Raw genomic sequence first — 19235 nt, 5'->3', positions numbered from 1 at the left:
ACAAGCTATTACCGACTCAATGCTTTTTACTGAAAATTTCGGAAGCATCCTCATCGTCTAAATCATAGTCATCAGCAAAAGAAGATACCGATTTATCCGCTTTGTTTTCATTCTTTACCGGAGCAAACGGTTTTGCTGTTAAATAGTCCGGTTCGTCCAACTCATCGGCAAAAGTGACCGGCACAGGGCCTTTCTTTGCCGCAGGCGCCGCGGCTTCCTGCGGGTAACAAGGCTCCTCTTCCGGCTCTGCTTCCGCCGCAGCAGGTGCTTCTTGTTTCGCCGCAGGTGCTGCAGCTTCCTGTGGGTACGAGGGCTCCTTTTCCGGCTGTGGCTGTACCGCAGGAGCTGGTGCAGGCTGCGGCTGTACCGCAGGAGCTGGTGCAGGCTGCGGCTGCTTCTTTTCCATATGCGGCAATGCATTGATGAGCGTCAGATGCTGCTTATAAACACGCAGAAGCTGCGAACGGAAATCAGATACAGCCTGCTTCATCGCCTGCAGCTTTTCCTGTTCACCTTCAATTTCCTGGGAAGCTTCAGTTACAATGCCTTTTGCTTTGCGGTTGGCATCCGCAACAATGCTGTCAGCCTGCTGGCGCGCTTCTCGCAAAGCTGCATCCCGCATTTTCTGTGCACTGAGCAGCGCTTCCTTAATTTCATCTTCCTCAGCACAATATTTTTGAATCTGCTCCTGCATTGATTTCATTTTTTCCTGCATTTGGCGCATTTCATTTTTTTTGTGCTCCAACTCATCGTGCTGCTGAGCGGTCTTTTGAATCAATGCAGTATAGGAAGACTCCACTTCGTCCAGAAAGTCATCTACTTCCTCGCGCATATAGCCCCCGCGCAGACTGGCTTTTTGGAATCTTTTATTTTTAATATCATTTAAAGACAGCATCTGTTAACCCTCCATCAAATAAATTTTCTGCCCTGCAGCCGCAACCGGCCCTTGTGGGTTGGCTGTGAAAAAGTGTCAATACGATATCTGCCGCGGCCACGGATAGAGAGCAAATCGCCCTCTTTTACAGAAACATCTGCGTCAGTTGCCAACAGATGGTTGACCTGTACGCATTCTTTTTTCAGCAGTTCCTGTGCCTTTGCTCGGCTAAGCCCCGTACAGGCAGCCGCAACACAGTCAAGCCTAGGTGAAGAAATGACTGTTGAAAAAGGACGATACCGATGCGCAGGCGGCAGAGGTTCCTGCGCATCCGGAGAAAGATGAACACCCACTCTGCCGACCTTTGTCATTTGTGTTAAAAGAAAATCCATTATTTCACTGCGGCAGAAAAAGACGCAACGTCCCTCCTGCAGTAAAACATCCCCCAACACCTCACGGCTGACACCAGCACCCGTCAGAGCACCCAGAAAGTCCCGATGTGACAGCTGGTCGCAGGGACGAAACGCAGCTGTTACCGCGTGTATTGGAAATGACACAGTGTTAGGTTCTTCCCATGCTGGAAACGCACCAAAACAGACGCGCTCTGCCTGCGTATATCCGCCCCAAAGCAGATAACGTGTAAAGCGTGCCTGTTTCGCTGTCTGCCGTACCAGTACAGCCTGACGCTCATCTAGAAAACCGATAAAATGTGCGTCGCGTCCGCTTTGGGCAGAATAGATAGCATCTTTCACTTTGGCCTGCAGTACAGCATCCTGACTATCTGTACGCATCAATAGTATGTAGCATTGTCACCGTTGTCGGAATCTTCTACGTTGTCCTCACCCATCAGGTCAACATTGTAAGGAGTGATGATGAACGTGTTGGTTGCAACGCGCTTAATTTTTCCGCCGTTGGCATAGGCAACGCCGCTGAGAAAATCGATAATGCGGCGGGCAATATCCTTCTGCGTTTCTTCAAGGTTCAGAACGACAGTATTGGTATGAATCAGTTCGTCCGCAACAGCACAGGTTTCTTCCCCAAAATGCTGTGGCTTGAAGATGACGACCTGCAGCTGACGAGAATTGTTGATATTGACCACTTTTCCGTCAGAATTGGAACGGGCATACGCTGTTTGTGTACGTTCACGCCGGGAAACAGAAGGAGAAGACTGCTGCTCCGCACGCGGTGCCTGATGTGGGCGTGGAGCAGGCTCTTCCTGCTGCTCTTCCTCGTAATCGTAATCATCATATTCTTCTTCGGGCGGATTCCAAAGGTCCTTAAATTTCTGCATCAGTCCTGGCATATGAAAGTTGCCCCCTAAATTTTTTTCTGTTTTACGCGCTTATTTTTTGGAGTAATCCCTGGGTCCAAACAGAGCGGAACCGACACGCACCATATTGGCACCTGCTGCAATCGCCAGCTCATAATCGGCGGACATTCCCATTGATAAACGTTGCATACTGACATTATCTAATTTTTTCGAGCCTATGTCAATAAAATATTGATACATTTGGGTAAAATACGCAAAAGTTTCTTCCTTTTCAGCCCCTGCCGGCGGAATTGCCATTAAACCGCGCACCTGAATGTTCGGCATTTGTGATACTTCACCCAACAGCTGTTCCAAATTCTCCGGCAGGACACCGGACTTGTTTTCTTCCCTGCCGATGTTTACCTCCAGCAGAATATTGGTCGTAATGCCAGCACGCTGGGACAGGCGGGAAACCTCCGCGGCCAATTTACGGCTGTCAATGCTTTGTATCAAACTGACTTTACCAATCAGATATTTCACTTTGTTTGTCTGCAAATGGCCAATAAACTGAACGTCTGCAAGGTCCTTGCGGTATCCTTCATATTTGTCCATTAGTTCCTGCACGCGGTTTTCACCAATGCAGCGGATGCCCGCCTCAATCCCGTGGTTAATGATTTCCACAGGCACGGTTTTTGTGGCCGCCAGCAAAGTAATGTCCTCACGTTTGCGCCCAGCGTGTTCCGCCGCAGCAGCAATGCGCTCTTCCACCACTTTGAGGTTTTCTTCTACATCACGGAACCGACGCTGTAAATCTTCTTCACTCAATGATTTTGTTGTCACGTAAATCCTTCCCTTCAATTATGACTTCATCATACAGCTGAATTTGTTCCTTTGTGGAACTTTTGCTTGGATCCGGATTGGGGTCACAGTAACAATAAATATAGGTACCGTCGCTGTACAGCGGCGTAATCTGCTTGAATTTCATCTTGATGCCATATAAAACGTATACCCCTTCTACCGTTTTTTCCTTGGTAACGGTCTTTCCGTTTTCCTGCACCGTCTGCTGCTGCTTTTCAAAATGAACCGCTTTTTGGTTGATTTGAATGCCTTTGTAAGTATGAACTGTAATCTTCGCAGTTTCATGTCGAATATTGGCAAGGGCGCTGTTCATGGTGTTACATTGTAAAATAACGGCTGCCGGTGAAGCCTTCGTTTTTTGGTTCACACGCAGGACCGTCGCATTTACTTCCGAGGAACTGGCAAAGGGAAATGTAATGGTAACAGAAGTATCCGGCTGAAATTTAGAGGCATTGGATGCGCTGACAACACAGGCAAAGTACCAGTTAAACTGAGAACAGACTTTTCCAACAACATCTTTGGGAACAGCTTTTGGCTTCACGGAATCCGAAAGATTTTCTGGAAGCAGTTCCTTTGCATTCTGGTAAGGGAACACCGATTCGTATCCGTCCGTTTTGCTGGAAAAATAGCCGGAAGCATTGGCCGTTACTTTTCCAAGTGATGTACCGCTGCTGCTGGCAGGAAGCGCGGCAATCTGCTTTTGCAGTGCACTGATACGGGCAGAGAAGTTGGTGATTTGGCCGCTGGAAAGCTGCTTTTCATTCATTAAGTTTAAAAGCTGCTGACGGGAATCTGTAATATCCGCGTCGCCGTCGTTGGCATCTTTGATAACCCGCAGCAGCTGGTCACTCAGTAAAGAATCCACATTGTCCGCGTTCGCTCCTACATAAGAGCCCTGGCTGGCCAGCGACTGCAGTGCTGTCATTTCATTGGTCATTCTTTCCTTTTTCTGCAGGACCCCGGCATCTGCAACACTGCTGTAGGCACGGGCTACTGTACCGCCTTTGTCCACCTTTCCACCGTCCGGAATATCGTACTGCAAAACACCACTGGTGTGACTGGTGACCAGCGACTCCTGCCGAATCGCATATCCGCTGACGGTAATAGAATCCGCCACGGTTTTATACAAAGCCGTTTCTGTTTTCTGATGTGAAAAACTTGCCTGAAAAATCTGATACCCGACAAACAGAAGGATAACAGCCGCCGCAGCCAGCGACAAAATTCGTTTAACCAGTAGCTTGTTCATAGGCTGCTTCCTTTCAGAAAATTCTTGATGATTGTCTGGGCCGCCTGGGAAAGGTCCTCAAAAGTTTCGTAGTCATCTACCCACAGCCAGCGGGCGTCCTTTTCTCTGCGAAACCAAGTCATCTGGCGCTTAGCGTAGCGGCGTGTTTCACGCTTGAGAGAGGCCACTGCCTCTTGCAGGGAACATTCCCCCCGCATATACGGCAGCAGTTCTTTATAGCCGATTGCCTGCCGTGCAGTCGCGCAGTCAGTCTGTAATACTTCTCTTGCCTCCCGCAGTAGGCCCTGCTGCATCATATGGCCTACACGCTCATTAATGCGCTGATACAGCTTTTCCCTGTCACGGAAGCCCAGGCAAAGGAAGCAAGAGCGATATGGGCTCTCCTGCCTGGAGGCATCTGCATTCTCCGCCTGTGTTTTTCCGGTTGTGCGGTACATTTCCAGCGCACGAATCACACGCTTGATATCATGCGGATGTATCTTTTCTGCCGCACCCGGGTCTTCCTTCATAAGCTCCGCATGCAGGGCCTGCGGGCCTTCCGTTTCCGCCTGCTGTTCCAGCTGACTGCGAATCGACGCATCAGCATTCTGCTGTGTATAGGAAATCCCCTGCAGAAGACTGCGGATATAAAGCCCCGTACCGCCTGTCAGTACCGGCAAATGACCGGCATTATGGATGTTCTTAATTTCTTCAGATGCAAGGCGCACATAATCCGCCACACTGAACGGTTCCTGTGGAGACTGAAAATCAATCATATGGTGCGGTATGCCGTTCATCTCTTCCGCGGTTGGTTTAGCGGTTGCAATCTGCATACCGTGATAAATCTGCATGGAATCTGCTGAAACGACCTCGCCGTGAAAGACTTTGCACAGGGAAACCGCCAGGCGTGTCTTTCCGGAAGCAGTAGGACCAGCAACCACTGCCAAAGGAATTTTATTCATCTGAACCTCCCCTGTTCCTGTTTCAAATGTAAAATACGGACAATTTATGTTTTATCTTAGACGTGCTGACACTAAAAAATAAATGATGGTCAAATTCTGCCAAACTGGTGCTCCAAATCTTTGCGCCGCAAAACAATGGAGACGGGACGGCCGTGCGGACAGTAACGAACATCTTCTTTTTCCAGCCGCCGAACAAGTTCCAGCAGTTCCTCCGGTGTACTCTCATCTCCGGCTTTCACTGCCGCACGGCAGGCAATGTTGTGGTACAGCCAGTCCAGTTTTTCGGTTAAAATGCTGGTCCTGTTTTCAGCCAGATATCCAGCCATTTCTTCCACTGCAGATGAAATGTTTTCCTGCAGCATAACTGGCGCGCTGCGTACCAACACGGTTCCCGGCCCAAAGTCCTCTATGTCAAATCCGGCCCTTGCCAAAAGCTCGGTATGCTCCAATACCGCTGTATACTCTTCTTTAGAAAGTGTTACCGTAATGGGTGACAGCAGCATTTGCTGCGGCAAGTCACCAGTTTGTGCCTTCAGCTGTTCATACAGCATTCGCTCATGAGCCGCATGCTTATCCACAATGCGGATTTCGTCGTCCCCCTGCTGTACTAGAATATAAGTGCCGAAAGCTTCACCAATCAGCTTCTGCGGTTTCTCCTCTGCATCCCCCGATGTCTGCGGTGCAAGGTCCGACTCCACCGCGGTCGGTTCGTTTGCAGGCGGAACAGCCGCTGTTGTTTGGATGGGCGGCGGGACAGCTACTTTATCAGCGGGCACCGCAGGAATATCAGCAAATGTAACACTGTCATGCACTGCCGGCATCTGGTGTCGCTGCGGCTGCAGGTGCATCTGCTGACCTGTAACAGGTGTAGGGAAAATTACCTGTGTTGGTTTCTGTGGCTGCGGCTGAAGCTTAAGAATACTGGGAGTGTCCTCTTTTTGCAGAGCTGTCTTGACACCATGATAAACGGCCTCAAAGACCGGACGTTCATTCATAAAGCGAATTTCCATTTTGCTGGGGTGCACGTTAACATCTACCGCTGAAAAGGCCAACTGGATATGAAGAACACAGGCAGGAAACCGCCCCACCATCAGACTGCCTTTAAAGGCTTCCTCCATAGCGACCATTGCGGTTCGGGAACGAACATACCGGCCATTAAAAAAGAAATTCTGCATACTGCGGTTCGGCCGAGAAGCCACTGGCTTGCTGATATAGCCCCATACCTTCACGCCGTTTAATTCATAGCGGACCGGCAGCAGACCCTGTGTGAATTCACGGCTGTACACCGCGAAGATTGCATTCTTCAGCTTATTGTCACCGGGCGTATGCAGCGTCTCTTTTCCGTCCCGCAGGAAGCGAAAAGCAATTTCGGGGTGCGCCAGCGCTTCATGGTCGACCACACCGGACACTGCATTGCCCTCGGTTACGTCTTTTTTTAGGAATTTCATACGAGCCGGCGTATTATAAAAGAGGTCACGGACGACAAAAGTCGTTCCCTGTGCGCAGCCGGCGTCCTCACAGCCTTCCTCATCGCCGCCGGAAATCAAGTATCGCGTTCCGGCAAGGTCATTGGCTGTGCGCGTCAGCAGCTCCACATGGGAAACCGCCGCAATCGATGCCAGCGCTTCTCCCCGGAAACCCAGCGTGTGGATACCGGCAAGGTCCTCTTTTCCCTGTACTTTGCTTGTTGCATGGCGCAGAAATGCCAGCGGAACATCTTTCCTTACCATGCCGCAGCCGTTATCCGTGACACGCAGGAACGGAATGCCGCCGTGCTTAATTTCCACTGTAACAGCGGTTGCTCCCGCATCTACTGTATTTTCCACCAGTTCCTTTGCCACGGAAGCGGGGCGCTCAACTACCTCTCCGGCCGCGATGAGTTCGGCAACATGTTTTTCAAGGACATGGATTTTAGGCATTTTGTTCATTTCCTTCCACAGTCAATCCTCCGGTGCACTCCATTTCCGCTCTGTGCAGAAAATCGGCCGCAAAGTCCAGCCGATAAGAAAGTTCCTGCCGAGAAACCAGAAAGTGCATCAGCGACAAATAACAGCTTCGTTTTTGCTGTGACGCCCGCCAAGCAACTGACGGGTACGCACAGCGCCGGCGCAACCATAAACCGCATGGTCCGCGGTATTATCATGGAACATACCTGCCAGATAAAGAAGCGGGTCCCGCGCTTTAGATAAGCTTCACCGCAGGAAAGTCTTCTTTTGTCATGGACCGTATGGTAAGCGGCATATCATTTTTCTCCCTTTACAAGCTTAGAAAGCTCAAACAGCTGATTCATGCACTCGATTGGCGTCAGCGTATTGACATCCATGCTACGCAGACGTTCCAGTGCTTCTTTTTCACCGGGTGGTGTTAAAGTAAGCTGCATGGATTCCTCTGCAAGCTGCGGCTTTGCCTTGCGCACAGATTTTTTATCCGCGGGTGCGTTCCGATTCAGTTCCGCTAAAATCCGTTTTGCACGCTGAATGACTTTGTTCGGGACACCGGCAAGCTTTGCTACTTCAATGCCATAGCTTTCATCTGCACCGCCGCGCACAATCCGTCGCAGGAACGTAATGTCATCACCGTGTTTTTTACAGGCAATATTGTAATTCTTCACACCGTCCAGCAAATTTTCCAGTGCGGTCAGTTCGTGATAATGTGTGGCAAACAGTGTTTTCGCGCCCAGCGTTTTTTTGTCGGCCACATATTCGACCACTGCACGGGCAATGCTCATGCCGTCATATGTAGAAGTTCCTCGGCCAATTTCGTCCAGAATAATCAGGCTGTCCGGCGTTGCATTTTTTAGGATATCTGCAACCTCTACCATTTCCAGCATGAAGGTAGACTGTCCTGCCGCAAGGTCATCGGAAGCACCCACCCGTGTGAAGATAGCGTCCGTAATACCTACCCTGGCAGAGGCTGCCGGAACAAAGCAGCCAATCTGTGCCATAATCGTAATTAAGGCAGCCTGCCGCATATAAGTGGATTTGCCCGCCATGTTGGGGCCGGTAATAATGGCCACCCGATTCTGGTCCTTGTCCAGCGTCACATCATTTGGAACAAAAGGCGCTTCCAGAAGGGCCTCCACCACCGGATGCCGGCTGTCCTTCAGCTCCAGCTTTCCACTCATATCCACAATGGGGCGGGTATACTGATGGCCCACACTGACCTGTGCAAAGGAAAGCAGGACATCCAGCTGTGCTACTGCTACTGCTGTACGCTGTACCCGGTCCATCTCACCGGCTATCTGCTTACGCACCTGTTCAAACAGCTGATGCTCCAGCTGCACGCTTTTGTCGTGTGCGCCGAGAATGCGCCCTTCCAGCTGTTTAAGTTCCGGTGTAATGTAACGCTCACAGTTTGTTAAAGTCTGCTTGCGGATATACGTTTCCGGTACCTTCTCCTTAAAGGCATTGGGTACTTCAATGTAATACCCAAAGACACGGTTGTACCCCACTTTCAACTTGGAGATACCGGTTTTTTCCCGTTCACGCGTTTCTATCTGTGCCAGCACACCGCGGCCACTGCTCATGTCCCCTTTCAGCAGGTCCAGTTCCTCGCTGAAACCGGAACGGATAATACCGCCTTCCCGCAGGGAAAACGGCGGTTCCTCCACGATTGCGCGGTCCACTAAATCCGCAATATCGTCAAGCGGGTCCATATCCTCCAAGATTTTGCACAGCAGCTGGGACTGCACGTTTTTCAGTGCGGTACGCAGCGGTGGCAGGCGGCGGGCTGTACCCTCCAGTGCACGCAGTTCCCGGCCATTTGCACTGCCGTAAACAACACGGGACATCACCCGCTCCAAATCATGTACGCCGGAAAGCTGTTCGGCGATAGTGTCACGCAGGACAGAATCCTCCGTCAACTCTTCGACAGCGTTTAAACGGCGGCTAATAGCGGCGGGGCTTAACAGCGGCTGCAAAATCCAGCTGCGAATCAGGCGCTTGCCCATCGGCGTATGTGTTTTGTCCAGCACCCACAAAAGGGAACCGCGCTTTTCCCCGCTGCGCATGGTTTCCGTCAGTTCCAAATTGCGGCGCGTGTTTAGGTCCAGCCGCATATATTGTGCGCCGCTGTACATTTGTATGGCGGCAATCCGCTCCACTCCCGTGCGTTCCGTCTGTTTTAAATAGGCAAACAGCGCGCCCAGCGCAGAAGTAAGCTCCGGCTTATCGTCCAGCTGCAGCTGTTCCAATGAATCCTTCTGGAACTGCTGCAGGACCTTCTTTTCTGCCTCTGACTGTTCAAAGTCCGCCTCGTCCAGCAGTTCCACACTGGCACAAAGGCGGTCGTGAATAAACTTCGGCAGCTTTTTAAAGTCCAGCACTGCCTGATTCACAAGGATCTCACTAGGTGAATAACGGGACAGTTCATTCTGCAGCTGTTCCTCCAGATTTTTATGCAAGGAAGTTGCGTACAGTTCCCCGGTAGAAATGTCTGCAAAACAGACGCCCGCGGTTTCCCCGCGGACGCAGACCGAACTGATATAGTTGTTGCGGGATTCGTCGAGCATACTGCTTTCCAGCACTGTGCCGGGTGTAACCACGCGGATGATGTCCCGTTTAACCAGTCCCTTTGCCAGTGCCGGGTCCTCCATCTGCTCACAGATAGCGACTTTGTAGCCTTTGGCAACCAGACGGGCCAAATACGTTTCATAGCTGTGGAAAGGCACGCCGCACATAGGGGCACGTTCTTCCTGCCCACAGTCACGTCCAGTTAAGGTAAGGTCCAATTCACGGGAAACCAGCTTGGCATCGTCGTAGAACATCTCGTAAAAATCACCCAGGCGGAAAAACAAAATCGTATCCGGGTACTTCTTTTTCATTTCAAAATACTGTTTCATCATGGGTGAAAGACTTGCCATGAACCGGTTTCCTCCTTACATTTTCAAAACAGACAGACAGTGCGAATCAGTGGCATCCGCCGCCACAGGTGGAACAGTCGTGTGTGCAGGGATTGTAGTCCGCTGTAGCGGGGTCTGCACCCTGTGCACACTGGTTCAGGATACCGGCCATACGGTTCAGCAGGTCCTGCATTTCCTTCTGTGCAACGCTGTACTGTGTCATGTTGGCATTTTCCATGGTTGCGTCATAGGCTTTCTGCAGGTCCGCTTTCATCTGATTAATTTTGTCAGTGTCCTGCGGGTTCTTCTGCATTTCCGCGTTGAGGTTCATACGCAGAAGATTAAAGTTGCCAATCAGGTCCTGCAACTCTTTGTCCTTATCACATTTTGCAGTGGCTTCCTGCAGTCTGTCATAGCGGGGGTCCTGTTGCAGAGTGCGGCCAAGTGCTCTGGTTTCATCAATGATATTCATGTGTGTTCTCCTTAAATAATAATATTTATATCAAAAATAAATTGATAAGCAAAATTTTCCGTTCCGTTAGGGGAGCAGTTCGCCGGTCAGAATCCAGTTGCGCGCGTGCGTAATGCGTACCTGCTGAAAGGTTCCGCACAAATCTTCATTTCCCGGAAAATCAACGATGATGTTGCCGCCGGTGCGGCCGGTCAGCAGGCCTGTCTTCGCGTTTCTGCCCTCCACCAGCACACGTTGTACTGTGCCGACAGCCGCCGCGCAGCGCTGTGCGGCAATTTGTTCCTGTGTGTCACAAAGCTGCCGAAACCAGCGTGACTTTTCTTCGGCGGAAACGGGGTCCGGCATTTTTGCGGCACGTGTTCCTTCCCGTGGAGAATAAATAAAGGTAAACAGGCTGGTAAAGTCCACTTCCTGTATTAAAGAAAGGGTATCACAGAATTCTTCATAGGTTTCACCGGGGAATCCTACAATCACATCACTGGTAAGGCTTAGGTCCGGCATCACTTTTTTCGCGTAGCTGACCAGTTCCAGATACTGGCTGCGATTATAGTGGCGATTCATTTCTTTCAGCACACGGTCATTGCCGGACTGGAACGGCAGGTGCAGGTGATGCGCAATATGCTTGCCATTTGCCATGGTATCCAGTAGCTCATGTGTGCAGTCCTTTGGATGGCTGGTCATAAAACGAATGCGGTAATCGCCGGGCGTTTTGTCCAGCATCTGCAGCAGCTGCGCAAAGTTAACCCCGCAGCCGTTGTTTTTGCCATAGGAATTGACATTCTGTCCCAGCAGGGTAATGTCCTTATATCCTGCCGCAACCAATTCCTGAAATTCAGCAAGAACGGCCTGCGGTGTACGGGAGCGTTCCCGCCCGCGCACATACGGCACAATACAATAGGAACAAAAGTTGTTGCAGCCGTACATAATAGTAAGCCACGCCTTGACTTTTCCGTCGCGGTAGGTTGGCAGACCCTCTGCAATGGTACGGTCCTGTTCCTCTCCGCCGCGCACAAAGACACGCCTATCATCTGTAACGCAGGTAAACAGCAGCTTCGGGAACTGACAAATCTGATGTGTACCAAACAAAAGGCTGACAAATGGGTAGCTGTCATGAATGCGCTGGGCAACATGTTCCTGCTCCATCATACAGCCACACAGGGCAATAATTAGGCTGGGATGACGGCGCTTGATGTTTTTCAGCGCGCCGACATTGCCAAAGACACGGTCCTCAGCGTGTTCCCGTACGGCGCAGGTATTGAATAAAATGAAGTCGGCATCTTCCGGTGTTTGGGTGAAGGAAAAGCCCATCTGTACAAGCATTCCCTTTATTTTTTCACTATCCGCTACGTTCTGCTGGCAGCCGTAGGTGTGCACAAAGGCAAGTGGTACTTCCCCACGTTTCCGCACCTGCATAATCTGCCTCAGCTGCCGGATATAATTCTGTTCTTCCATTACCGATGTACAAAGCTGTTCTGACAAAAGCCGGTCCTCCTTGCTTTCATATCATAAGTCTTTTTATTATATCACATTTTATTTAAAAACGAAACGAAAGAATACGGAAATCCATGCTTTTTGCAGAATTGGCGGAGAAGCAGAATATTGCCCGCAGACAAAAAGGCTGCCGCAAACCAAAGGGCAAAAGCCCCGGCTCCGTGGCAGCCTAAAATAAGCAAAAATCAATCAAAGAATTTACCGTGAATAACTGATACAGCACGGTCCGCATCGTCTGCATCAATCAGCACCGAAATCTTAATTTCACTAGTGGAAATCATCTGAATGTTGATGTCAGACTCAAACAGGGACTCGAACATAGTGGATGCCACACCGGGGTGGGATTCCATGCCGGCACCGACAATGCTGACCTTTGCCACATGGTCATCATAGGCTACGGAAGAGGCGCCTATCATATCCACATACGGATTCAGCAGGTCCATGGCTGCTTTCAGGTTATCTTTCCCAATTGTAAAGCTGATATCCTTTGTACCATTGCGTCCAACGGACTGCAAGATAATATCCACATTGATATTTTTGGCTGCCAGTTTAGTGAAAATCTTAAAGGCAAGACCCGGCCGGTCCGGGACACCGATAATGGAAATACGGGCAATGTCGCCGTCCTTTGCCACACCGCTGATAAGCATTTTTTCGATATGGCTGGTTTCTCTTACAATGGTACCGGGTTCGTTTGTCATACTGGAAAGCACCTCCAACTCAATTCCGTACTTTTTTGCAAGCTCTACCGAGCGGTTATTCAGCACCTGCGCACCCAAAGTGGCCAGCTCCAGCATTTCATCATAGGAAATGTAGTCAAGCTTTCTGACATTTTTCACTTTGCGCGGGTCCGCTGTAAAGATACCCTCAACATCCGTGAAAATCTGGCACAAGTCAGCGTGCAGCGACGCCGCCAGCGCAACTGCACTGGTATCACTGCCGCCACGGCCAAGCGTTGTCATATCGTCAAACCGATTGATTCCCTGAAAACCGGTTACCACAACAATATGCTTTTTGTCCAGTTCCCGGCAAATGCGCTCCGGATTCACTTTATGAATGCGGGCACTGCCATAGGCGGTGCTAGTGGTAAAGCCCGCCTGCCAGCCCAATAGAGAAACAACGGGACAGCCGATTTTCTCAATGGCCATAGCCATCAGTGACGCACTCATCTGCTCGCCGGCTGTCAGCAGCATATCCATTTCACGCTTGCTGGCATTCGGGTTGATTTCATTTGCCTTGGCAATCAGGTCATCGGTCGTATCACCCTGTGCAGAAACAACTGCCACAACATCGTTGCCCGCTTTGTATGTATCGGTAATAATTTTCGCTACATGAAAAACGCACTGGGCATTTGCTACAGAACTGCCGCCGAACTTCTGTACAATTAGACTCATTCCCTCTTATCCCCCGTTTCGTTATAGAACTCGTTACTCAATGAAAATCTGCGCGCCGTCAGGTTCTGTATGCAGCAGCTTTACCTGCCATCCGTCCAACCCCTTAGAGGACAAACGCGCCTTTGCAGCCTGTGCAAAAGCCTCTGCCTCCTCTGTTTTAACCATAGAAATTATGGTGGGACCGGCACCGCTGACACAAGTGCCCAGTGTACCCAGTTCGTAACTCATACGGTATACATCATCATAATTGGCAATCAGGCCGCAGCGGTAAGGCTGGTGAATACGGTCCTGTACCGCGACCCGCAGATTTTCAAGATTTCCAGAAAAGAGCGACGCTGTCATCAGTGCTGAACGGGAAAGATTGTAAACTGCATCAGCACGGGAATAGGTGTCCGGCAGAACAGAGCGGGCCTTCTCCGTTTTTAGCTCAAAAGGCGGAATAAAGACAACAAAACGAATTTTTTCTGACACCGGCACACTGACACTGTACACTTTTTCGCCCTCTATGGCAGAGGCAACCAAACCGCCCTCAATGGCCGGCGCTACATTGTCTGGGTGTCCTTCTATTCTGGTTGCCAAGGAAACCAGGTCCTTCTGGTCCAGCGGTGTACCCAACAGGCGGTTTGCTCCCAAAATGCCGGCGACAATACACGCTGAACTGCTGCCTAGACCCCGTGCCATTGGAATATTATTCAGCTGAACGATTTTCATGCCCGGCAGCTTTCGACCGCATTCTTCATACAGCTGGCTGGCAGCCCAGTAAATCAAATTATGTTCATCTATTGGAACCTGCACATCATCTTTGCAGGAAATATCAATTGTGTCTGCTTCTTCCATCCAGACTTGGTTAAACAGATTGAGTGCAATGCCCAAAGAATCAAAGCCGGAACCCAGATTGGCACTGGTAGCTGGTACTTGGATACGTATCATAAAAGTTACTCCTGACAAGACAAATTGTTTATCGTTTTCTATTTTGCGGTAAAAAATTACATATCGCCTATACGAATCTTGTTGTCAATCGTGACGCCGACTGCCTTCAGATGCTGCAGTGCCGTGTCAAAGTCCTTTTCCGGTATCTGCGACGTTACAAAGGCGAGCTCCTTTGCATCGGCCTCTTTCCGGTACAGACGGGAAGCGCCCGGAAACAATGCCACGGCCTGCTCATAAGCCGCATCCGTGTCCTGTGCATGCGCCCGCACAAAGAACTGACGGGCTGTTTCACGGTAGTCCGCCACATAGTCTGGAGAACCGTCGGCCCAGTAAAGGTACTTGCGGGCTTTTAAGTGCTTCACACAGTCAATCACATCTGCTACCACAGCACTGGCCGTCGGCATCTTGCCGGCGCCTTTTCCATAAAAGACAATGTCTCCTGTAATATCACCGCGGACCATAATGCCGTTAAAGACATCGTCAACATTAGCAAGCTGACTTTCTCCAGAAATAAACATTGGGCAGACAACGACGTCTACTTTTCCGCTGTCCGTGCGTCTCGCCTCTGCAATCAGCTTGACGACACCGCCCCATTTTTGTGCATACTCAACATCCGCTAACGTAATATGCGTAATGCCCTCGGTATGCACCTGCTCGGGATACACGTGCTTGCCATAAGCTAAGGAAGTTAAAATGCAGATTTTCCGGCAAGCGTCGGTTCCCTCAATGTCCGCGGAAGGGTCACGTTCCGCATAGCCGAGCCGCTGAGCATCCGCCAGTGCGTCCTGGAAAGACACGCCCTCCTGAAACATTTTTGTAAGGATATAGTTGGTAGTACCATTCAAGATACCCGCGATGCCAATAACAATATTGGCCGCCAAGCACTGGCTCATAGGACGAATAATCGGAATACCGCCGCCGACACTGGCCTCAAACAGGAAATTGACGTTGTGATCTTTTGCAACCTGCAGAAGGTCCGCGCCCTTGGCAGCAACCAGCTCTTTGTTGGAAGTAACTACGCTCTTTCCTGCTGCCAGACAGCGGCGCACATAATTATACGCGGGGTCCAGCCCACCCATAACTTCCACAACAATGCGAATTTCCGGATCATTTAAAATCTGTTCAAAGGACCTAGTAAAGGTGCCCATCATAGGCGGTTCCGGATAATCATGACGCACCAGAATGTACTTGATGTGAATTCCTTCATGTGCACGATGAGAAAGACCTTCTGCGTGCTGTGCAAGGACCTGCACAACACCGGTTCCCACGACACCGTAGCCCATAACTGCAACCTCAACCATATTTCAGCACTCCTTACTACTGCTCTGTTAACAGATATTTCAAAAGCCTGACAGGCAAAATATGAAATGGACGAATTTATAAAATGCTTTATCAGTGTACCATGTTTCTTTACAGGATTCAACCTCTTTGCCTGCTTTTAGCGTTTTTATTTGCTAAAGTAATATGAATAAAAAGAACAGGGTACCTGCAGAACGAGGAAATATCTGCAGAACCCTGTTCAAAAAGCAGTTCCTATTTATTTGCCTTTTTGCGACGCAGTCCCATGTTCCTGCCCTTTATGAGAAGTACTGGGCTGGCTGTCAGATGCCGGCTGTTTGGAAGATGACTGCTGGCTTTGTCCGGCAGAAGAGGACGACTGATGATGCGTATAAGAGGAAGTGGACTGTCCATTTTCATTTTTACTATCAGCGCTTTGATTGCCGTTTTCGCTGGTGTCACCCTGCTGACTGTCCGCTTCACTGGAATTTGAATTTCCACCGTCACTGGAATATTGGCTGCTTTCGTTATTATATCCGTTATTTCCGGTATCGTTGTCTTCCTCCCCTATTCCGTTTCCAGAACCACTGCCCGCATGGCTGGAACTGCAAACCGCAGGGAGATTATTCTTATCATAGTAACCTGTCTGAATATTCAAACATCCGCTGCCTGCCAGCAGGCCGGAATCTTTGCAGTAGGATTTTTTAACCATATCTGAATCAAACGTAAAATCTTTCTGCGTTTTTGTTGCCAGATAAGTTTTAAAGATTCCGCGCCATAGGGCCTTGGAATACTGCGTACTGGACAATGTTTTGTTCTTGCCATAGCCTGTCCATACCGCACCGGAGGCATACGGTGTACAGCCGACGAACCAGCTGTTTACATCTTTATCCGTAGTGCCGGTCTTGCCAACAATATCCCAGCCGCTGATGTCGGCAGCAGAACCAGTGCCGTCCGTCACAACTGTACGCAGCAGGCGATTCATAACAGAAGCAGACACCGGCTGAATTGCCTGTACTGGCGTTGTTTGGGTATTGTCCAAAATAACATTGCCGTTATGGTCCAGCACTTTATAAAAGGTATAAGGCTTATAATATTTTCCGCCGTTGCCGAAAATCTCATAGGCAGCTGCCATATTCAGCACCGTAACACCCTGTGTCTGGCCGCCGAGGGCCATATTGCCCAGCAGCTGGCTGTCCTCTTTGGTCAGGCAGTTGGAAAAGCCCAGTTTCTGCACCATAAAGTTATAACTATCGCTGACTCCATACGCCCTACAGACCTGCGCTGCGGCACAGTTGTAGGAATGCGCCAATGCTTCCTGCACCGTTACATTTCCGTGCAGCACTGACGACTGTGTATCCGAGCTATAGTTGTTCGGCCCAGCAGTGCCGTCCGGAAAATAGTTCTCAATTTTTTCATCTTTTACAAGTGAAGAATACGTAATTTGGCCCTTGTCCAATGCCGGACCATAAGTAGAAATAGGCTTGACAGAAGAACCTGACTGGAACTTCAGCATAGTGGCATAGGAATTGACAAGGTTCCCGTTCTTTGTATTGCGGCTGCCAACTGTTGCCAAAACACGACCGTCATATCCGACCGCGCAAAAGCCAGTCTGCACTTGTGTATCATCACTAAGCACACCGCTTTTTAGCACATAGTTTTCAGAAATTTTTTGAAAGTCCTGATCTTCTGCGGAATAAATCTTAATGCCGGAATTATAAATCATATTGCTGGCCGTGCTGGCAGAGCAGCTATACTTTGTCATAAGGGCGGACTGCACATCACGAATAACCGCTTCCGTATACCAATCCCACACCTGACTGTTATTAGCTGCTTTCTTGCCTACGAACGTCATATGATTGCTTTCCTGCACGGCCTGCTGATACTGGGTATCGGTAATCCGTTTTTGGTCATGCATCGCGGTCAGCACAGTCTGCTGACGCTGCCGGTTGTTGTCCCTATGCACCAGCGGTGTATACTTGGCCGGATTCTGCGTAATGCCAGCGATAGCGGCACACTGCGCAAGGTCACAGTCCTGAATGTTTTTGCCAAAGTATAGGTTAGCCGCAGCCTGCACGCCTTGTGTACCAGAGCCAAACGGTACACAGTTTAGATAGGCTTCCAGGATTTGCTCCTTGCTGTACTTTTTCTCCATATTCAGCGCACGGAAAATTTCTTTGACTTTTCGTGTTAAGCTGACTTCATTTTCCTGTGTCAGGTTTTTAATGAGCTGCTGTGTAATGGTAGAACCACCGTAGTTGCCGGAACCACCGGCAAGATTCGCCATGGCACTGAATGTTCGTTTCCAGTCTACCCCGTTGTGGTCCCAAAAGCGCTTATCCTCAATGGATACCATGGCATCTTTCATATAAGTAGGAATCTTGCTGTAATCCACCCAAGTGCGCTGTTCCCCACTGTGCAGGGAAAGCTTCTGTACCGGCTGATTCTTATCATCATTAGAACCATTTACATACAGGTAACTGGTGTAAGTTTGTTTGTAGGTTGCTAAATTAATCTTTACTTCCTCATCTTTCATGCTGAAGATGAAAGAAAGCAGAGAAATACCTACAATCAACAGGGTAATCAGAAAAATGGCAAGCAGCGTAAGCAGAACTTTGCCAATAATCTGAGAAACTGAAGCACCAATGGCTGCTGCTGTGCGGTCCTGCAGCTGGCCGTCGATGAAACTGGTATCCCGGTCCGTTTTCTTCATGCTTTATTGTCCTCCAGTGCTGGGGTTCCAGAACGGCTTTCCAGCATCCCAGCTATTTCTACGGGTTCCAGCTGAACGCCGTGATGGAAAATGTATAAATTACCAGATAATGTACAAAATACAGCAGAGGTGATTGCTGTGAAAAAGCTAAATATAGGAATGCTCTCGTGTGCGGTTGCTTTAGCGGCCGTGCTGGTTGTGTCACTCGCCATGACAGAAAGCAGCCGGGAAACCGAAAAAATGCCATCCAGCACGTCTGTTTATTCTAGCTCAAAACCGTTTTCAAGTCAAGGCAGCGCCTCGGCAGCAGCGAGCCTGCCCTCCACCGTATCCGCAGGGAAACAAGCTGTATACCTTGTAAAAACCTACAATGGAAAAATCGGAATTTTCCGAGTAGAGACGGACAAGCCTTTTCGTGTGCTCGACGTAAATGTTAATTCCCTGCCAAAAGCCGATCAAGAATTGCTGCGCAGTGGTATTTCGGTGCAGTCCTCCGAAGAACTGCAGACAATCATAGAAGATTATGTCAGCTAAATAGGGAACTTTTTATGTAAAGGAACGCCGTACCAAAAGGTGCGGCGCTCCGGAAAATGCGAATTTACTTTACGTTTTCCTCATAGGACTTAATCATTTTTTTAACCATCTGGCCGCCAACGCTGCCAGCCTCACGGCTGGTCAGGTCGCCGTTGTAACCGTCCTTCAGGTTGACACCGACTTCAGAAGCTGCCTCCATTTTGAATTTGTCCAGTGCTGCGCGAGCCTCCGGAACAACGAGTTTGTTGCTGCCATTAGAATTGCTAGCCATTTCAAATACACTCCTTTTTTATTAAACAGGAACTTTTTTTCTTGCGTTTGCATTCCTATTTTGTGTGAAGAGGAGTGTTTTATAACTGACAAATATAGCCGTCAACGTGAAATTTTTACTGTTTTCCAGCAAAAATGCACCTATAAA

Annotated in this window: 17 protein-coding genes; 1 reads left to right on the top strand and 16 read right to left on the bottom strand. The window is 49.5% G+C overall.

The genetic code is table 11. The features are described from left to right. Positions 1-16: 16 nt before the first annotated feature. The 15 genes from ACIHKT_RS03540 to ACIHKT_RS03470 all read right to left on the bottom strand — a co-directional run bounded on the left by ACIHKT_RS03540 (position 17) and on the right by ACIHKT_RS03470 (position 18283). Positions 17-895: a DivIVA domain-containing protein gene (locus ACIHKT_RS03540; RefSeq protein WP_086035573.1), complete on the bottom strand. Its 879-nt coding sequence runs from the start codon at positions 893-895 to the stop codon at positions 17-19. 14 nt (positions 896-909) lie between these two features. Further along, positions 910-1665, bottom strand: coding sequence for an RNA-binding protein (locus tag ACIHKT_RS03535; RefSeq protein ID WP_086035572.1), 756 nt, complete (start codon positions 1663-1665; stop codon positions 910-912). Further along, positions 1665-2177, bottom strand: coding sequence for a cell division protein SepF (locus tag ACIHKT_RS03530; RefSeq protein ID WP_086035571.1), 513 nt, complete (start codon positions 2175-2177; stop codon positions 1665-1667). The genes ACIHKT_RS03535 and ACIHKT_RS03530 overlap by 1 nt, the downstream gene beginning before the upstream one ends. A 39-nt stretch (positions 2178-2216) precedes the next feature. Further along, entirely contained in the window at positions 2217-2963 is a 747-nt protein-coding gene (locus tag ACIHKT_RS03525) for a YggS family pyridoxal phosphate-dependent enzyme (RefSeq protein ID WP_086035570.1), read from the bottom strand. Next, positions 2941-4227, bottom strand: coding sequence for an HlyD family efflux transporter periplasmic adaptor subunit (locus ACIHKT_RS03520; protein ID WP_086035569.1), 1287 nt, complete (start codon positions 4225-4227; stop codon positions 2941-2943). Before ACIHKT_RS03520 ends, ACIHKT_RS03525 begins: the two co-directional genes overlap by 23 nt. Then, positions 4224-5168: a tRNA (adenosine(37)-N6)-dimethylallyltransferase MiaA gene (gene miaA / locus ACIHKT_RS03515; RefSeq protein WP_174403162.1), complete on the bottom strand. Its 945-nt coding sequence runs from the start codon at positions 5166-5168 to the stop codon at positions 4224-4226. Before miaA ends, ACIHKT_RS03520 begins: the two co-directional genes overlap by 4 nt. An 89-nt stretch (positions 5169-5257) precedes the next feature. Next, complete coding sequence (mutL, locus tag ACIHKT_RS03510) at positions 5258-7087, bottom strand: DNA mismatch repair endonuclease MutL (protein WP_174403161.1); 1830 nt, start codon at positions 7085-7087, stop codon at positions 5258-5260. Then, positions 7080-7214: a hypothetical protein gene (locus ACIHKT_RS03505; RefSeq protein WP_274380229.1), complete on the bottom strand. Its 135-nt coding sequence runs from the start codon at positions 7212-7214 to the stop codon at positions 7080-7082. Before ACIHKT_RS03505 ends, mutL begins: the two co-directional genes overlap by 8 nt. A gap of 196 nt (positions 7215-7410) precedes the next feature. Further along, complete coding sequence (mutS, locus tag ACIHKT_RS03500) at positions 7411-10029, bottom strand: DNA mismatch repair protein MutS (protein ID WP_174403160.1); 2619 nt, start codon at positions 10027-10029, stop codon at positions 7411-7413. Between the two features lie 46 nt (positions 10030-10075). Then, a complete protein-coding gene (locus ACIHKT_RS03495; protein WP_086035565.1) occupies positions 10076-10480 on the bottom strand; it encodes a YlbF family regulator in 405 nt (134 codons plus the stop codon). Between the two features lie 66 nt (positions 10481-10546). Next, entirely contained in the window at positions 10547-11959 is a 1413-nt protein-coding gene (gene miaB / locus ACIHKT_RS03490) for a tRNA (N6-isopentenyl adenosine(37)-C2)-methylthiotransferase MiaB (RefSeq protein ID WP_236849656.1), read from the bottom strand. A gap of 197 nt (positions 11960-12156) precedes the next feature. Further along, positions 12157-13362, bottom strand: a complete 1206-nt coding sequence (locus ACIHKT_RS03485) for an aspartate kinase (RefSeq protein WP_086035564.1) — start codon at positions 13360-13362, stop codon at positions 12157-12159. 33 nt (positions 13363-13395) lie between these two features. Next, positions 13396-14292 (bottom strand): homoserine kinase, encoded by an 897-nt coding sequence (gene thrB, locus ACIHKT_RS03480; protein ID WP_086035563.1) that lies wholly within the window; start codon positions 14290-14292, stop codon positions 13396-13398. A 56-nt stretch (positions 14293-14348) separates the two neighbouring features. Next, on the bottom strand, positions 14349-15593 hold the full coding sequence (locus ACIHKT_RS03475; RefSeq protein ID WP_086035562.1) for a homoserine dehydrogenase: 1245 nt from the start codon (positions 15591-15593) through the stop codon (positions 14349-14351). A gap of 236 nt (positions 15594-15829) precedes the next feature. Further along, positions 15830-18283 (bottom strand): transglycosylase domain-containing protein, encoded by a 2454-nt coding sequence (locus ACIHKT_RS03470; protein ID WP_086035561.1) that lies wholly within the window; start codon positions 18281-18283, stop codon positions 15830-15832. Between the two features lie 138 nt (positions 18284-18421). Here ACIHKT_RS03470 and ACIHKT_RS03465 point away from each other — a divergent pair, with 138 nt between their 5' ends. Further along, positions 18422-18817, top strand: coding sequence for a BofC C-terminal domain-containing protein (locus ACIHKT_RS03465; RefSeq protein ID WP_157658918.1), 396 nt, complete (start codon positions 18422-18424; stop codon positions 18815-18817). 64 nt (positions 18818-18881) lie between these two features. On the opposite strand, the gene ACIHKT_RS03460 is transcribed toward ACIHKT_RS03465, so the two are convergent. Then, the gene (locus ACIHKT_RS03460) at positions 18882-19088 is read right to left on the bottom strand and encodes an alpha/beta-type small acid-soluble spore protein (protein WP_086035559.1); all 207 of its coding nucleotides are present in this window, start codon (positions 19086-19088) and stop codon (positions 18882-18884) included. Positions 19089-19235: the final 147 nt, after the last annotated feature.

Origin of the sequence: Caproicibacterium sp. XB2, from assembly GCF_044880635.1 — a bacterium.
Classification (GTDB): Bacteria; Bacillota; Clostridia; order Oscillospirales; family Acutalibacteraceae; genus Caproicibacterium; species Caproicibacterium lactatifermentans.
The sequence above is the reverse complement of the archived record's forward strand: the minus strand, read 5'-3'. Positions and strand labels throughout refer to the sequence as shown.

What these genes read in the sequence shown, in the direction of transcription:
- ACIHKT_RS03485 (WP_086035564.1), bottom strand. Translation starts at nt 13,362, where the DNA reads ATGAGTCTAATTGTACAGAAGTTCGGCGGCAGTTCTGTAGCAAATGCC.
- miaA (WP_174403162.1), bottom strand. Translation starts at nt 5,168, where the DNA reads ATGAATAAAATTCCTTTGGCAGTGGTTGCTGGTCCTACTGCTTCCGGA.
- ACIHKT_RS03470 (WP_086035561.1), bottom strand. Translation starts at nt 18,283, where the DNA reads ATGAAGAAAACGGACCGGGATACCAGTTTCATCGACGGCCAGCTGCAG.
- mutS (WP_174403160.1), bottom strand. Translation starts at nt 10,029, where the DNA reads ATGGCAAGTCTTTCACCCATGATGAAACAGTATTTTGAAATGAAAAAG.
- mutL (WP_174403161.1), bottom strand. Translation starts at nt 7,087, where the DNA reads ATGCCTAAAATCCATGTCCTTGAAAAACATGTTGCCGAACTCATCGCG.
- ACIHKT_RS03460 (WP_086035559.1), bottom strand. Translation starts at nt 19,088, where the DNA reads ATGGCTAGCAATTCTAATGGCAGCAACAAACTCGTTGTTCCGGAGGCT.
- thrB (WP_086035563.1), bottom strand. Translation starts at nt 14,292, where the DNA reads ATGATACGTATCCAAGTACCAGCTACCAGTGCCAATCTGGGTTCCGGC.
- ACIHKT_RS03495 (WP_086035565.1), bottom strand. Translation starts at nt 10,480, where the DNA reads ATGAATATCATTGATGAAACCAGAGCACTTGGCCGCACTCTGCAACAG.
- ACIHKT_RS03530 (WP_086035571.1), bottom strand. Translation starts at nt 2,177, where the DNA reads ATGCCAGGACTGATGCAGAAATTTAAGGACCTTTGGAATCCGCCCGAA.
- ACIHKT_RS03535 (WP_086035572.1), bottom strand. Translation starts at nt 1,665, where the DNA reads ATGCGTACAGATAGTCAGGATGCTGTACTGCAGGCCAAAGTGAAAGAT.
- ACIHKT_RS03475 (WP_086035562.1), bottom strand. Translation starts at nt 15,593, where the DNA reads ATGGTTGAGGTTGCAGTTATGGGCTACGGTGTCGTGGGAACCGGTGTT.
- ACIHKT_RS03540 (WP_086035573.1), bottom strand. Translation starts at nt 895, where the DNA reads ATGCTGTCTTTAAATGATATTAAAAATAAAAGATTCCAAAAAGCCAGT.
- ACIHKT_RS03520 (WP_086035569.1), bottom strand. Translation starts at nt 4,227, where the DNA reads ATGAACAAGCTACTGGTTAAACGAATTTTGTCGCTGGCTGCGGCGGCT.